Source organism: Lichenibacterium minor, assembly GCF_004137685.1.
GTDB lineage: Bacteria > Pseudomonadota > Alphaproteobacteria > Rhizobiales > Beijerinckiaceae > Lichenihabitans > Lichenihabitans minor.
Window position 1 is genome coordinate 1 of sequence record NZ_QYBB01000120.1, and the last position, 2,549, is coordinate 2,549.

The window sequence follows — 2,549 nt, forward strand, 5'->3', positions numbered from 1 at the left end:
GTAAGCGTCGCTCCGCCCCCACCTTCTGGAGCCTGACCGGGTGATCGATGATCGAGGCTGCAGGAGGCTTCGATCCATGTCTACACCTAAGCATATGCACGTGTCGGAGGGGCCGCAGCGCTTCGACGTGTTCACCGGCGGAGGGCGCCGACGCCGTTTCACCGCGGCCGAAAAGAGGGCGATCGTCGACGAAAGCTACGCGGACGGGACCTCGGTCTGCGGGGTCGCGCGCCGTCACGGCCTGACGTCCCAGCAGCTGTTCGGCTGGCGCCGACTGGCCCGCGTCGGGTCGTCTTCGTCTCTGCCCGCCGAGCGACCGCTGTTCGTGCCCGTCATCGTGGCGTCCGAGCCCGAGGCACCGCCCCGTGATGAGGCGCCGATTGGCCCGAAGCCGCGCAGGCGCCGGAAGCGGACCGAGGAGGCGAGCATCGAGGTGGAGATCGATGGCGTCGTGGTGCGGGTGGGCCGGGATGCCGATGCCGGCGCGATCGCGGCGGTGATCGGCGCGCTGAAGGCCGGCTCGTGATCGGCCCTTCGGGCACGGTGCGCGTCATGCTGGCCACGCGGCCGGTGGATTTCCGCAAGGGCATGGACGGCCTAGCCATGCTGGTGCGCGAACAGCTGGCCGCCGATCCGTTCTGCGGCACGGTGTTCGCCTTCCGCTCGAAACGGGCGGACCGGCTGAAGCTCTTGTTCTTCGACGGGACCGGCGTGGTGCTGGTGGCGAAAAGGCTCGAGGCGGGTGCGTTCCACTGGCCGAAGCCGGGCGACGCCGCCCTGTTGCTGACGGCCGCCGAGATGGCGGCGCTCGTCGAAGGGCTCGACTGGCGGCGCGTGCACGTGCCGCGCGACACGGCCGTGCCGAGGCTCGCCGGTTAGGCGAGAAGAAGCGAGGGCGTCGCGCGCAGGGCTCGGATGTGATCTGATGCTTCCGTGATGCCGAGCGAGCCCGCCCCCTCCGACGACCCGGCCGCCCTGCAGGCCATGCTGGCGGCCGAGAGGCTGGAGAACGAGCGGCTGCGCAAGATCATCCGCGAGCTGCAGCGCCACCGCTTCGGCCGTCGGGCCGAAAGCCTGCCCCTCGATCAGCTCCAGCTCGGGCTGGAGGAGGCCGAGCAAGCCGAAGCGGCCGATGAGGCCAGCGCAGAGGCAGCGGCTCCGAGCGTCCGCGCGACCCGTGTGGCGAAGCGCCGGGCCAACCGGGGCTCCTTGCCGGCCCACCTGCCGCGGATCGAGACCGTGGTGGACATCGCCGATGACAGCTGCCCATGCTGTTCGGCCCCGCTGCACCGCATCGGCGAGGACGTTTCCGAGCGCTTGGACGTGGTGCCGGCGCAGTTCCGCGTGTTGGTGGTGCGCCGGCCGAAATACGCCTGCCGGGCCTGCACCGACGGCGTGGCCCAGGCGCCCGCGCCGGCGCGGCTGATCGAGGGCGGGCTGCCCACCGACGCCACCGTGGCGCAGGTGCTCGTGTCGAAGTTCTCGGATCACCTGCCGCTGTACCGGCAGGCGCAGATCTTCGCCCGCCAGGGTGTCCTCCTGGACCGCTCCACCCTGGCCGACTGGGTGGGGCGCGCCGCGGCTCTGCTCGAGCCCGTGCACGGGCGGCTGCTCGACCACCTGAAGGCGTCCACGAAGCTCTTTGCCGACGAGACAACGGCGCCGGTGCTCGATCCCGGCCGCGGGCGGACGAAGACCGGGCAGCTGTGGGCCTACGCGCGCGACGATCGCCCCTGGGGTGGGGCCGACCCGCCGGGGGTGGCCTACGTCTACGCCCCCGATCGCAAGGCCGAGCGGCCCATGGCCCATCTCGCTGGCTTTTCCGGCGTGCTGCAGGTGGACGGCTATGAGGGCTACCGCGCCCTGACGAAGGGCGACCGGGTGAAGCTCGCCTTCTGTTGGGCCCATGTCCGGAGAGGGTTCATCGACCTCGCCGCCAAAGGCGCGTCGCCGATCGCCGCCGAGGTGCTCGAGCGCATCGCGGCGCTGTACCGGATCGAGGGCGAGATCGCCGGGCTTTCGGCCGAAGCGCGCCGCCAGGCGCGGCAGGAGCGCAGCCGGCCGCTTTTAGTTAAGCTCGACCTGTTGCTGCGCGACAGGCTGGCGCTTCTCAGCCAGAAGAGCACGCTCGCCGTGGCGATCCGCTACGCGACCTCACGTTGGGCGGGGCTGACGCTCTACGTCGACGACGGCCGAGTGGAGATGGACTCCAACACGGTGGAGCGCTCAATTCGTCCCCTCGCCCTGACGCGCAAGAATGCCCTCTTCGCCGGCTCCGATCGGGGCGGCCAGACCTGGGCGGTGATCGCCTCATTGGTGGAAACCTGCAAGCTGAACGGCGTGGACCCGCAGGCCTACCTCTGCGACGTGATCAGCCGCATCGTCGGTGGCCATCCTCAGAGCCAGCTCGACCAGCTGCTGCCCTGGGCCTATCCGACCATCCCGGGGCTCAAGGCCGCCGCCTGAGCCGTCCGCCGTGCCGAACCGCCTCCGCCGAGCCCTGCTCTAAAAGCCAGCCATCCGCAACGTGGGCCCGGCGCACCGCTTAC

3 protein-coding genes are annotated in these 2,549 nt (G+C 70.9%); all 3 read left to right on the forward strand.

The features are described from left to right. Window positions 1-76 precede the first annotated feature (76 nt). The 3 genes from tnpA to tnpC are packed head-to-tail and all read left to right on the forward strand — an operon-like array spanning window position 77 to window position 2,466. Complete coding sequence (gene tnpA / locus D3273_RS27465; RefSeq protein WP_129230191.1) at window positions 77-526, forward strand: IS66-like element accessory protein TnpA; 450 nt, start codon at window positions 77-79, stop codon at window positions 524-526. After that, complete coding sequence (tnpB, locus tag D3273_RS27470) at window positions 523-879, forward strand: IS66 family insertion sequence element accessory protein TnpB (protein ID WP_129230193.1); 357 nt, start codon at window positions 523-525, stop codon at window positions 877-879. Before tnpA ends, tnpB begins: the two co-directional genes overlap by 4 nt. A gap of 57 nt (window positions 880-936) precedes the next feature. After that, window positions 937-2,466: an IS66 family transposase gene (gene tnpC / locus D3273_RS27475; RefSeq protein ID WP_129230194.1), complete on the forward strand. Its 1,530-nt coding sequence runs from the start codon at window positions 937-939 to the stop codon at window positions 2,464-2,466. Window positions 2,467-2,549: the final 83 nt, after the last annotated feature.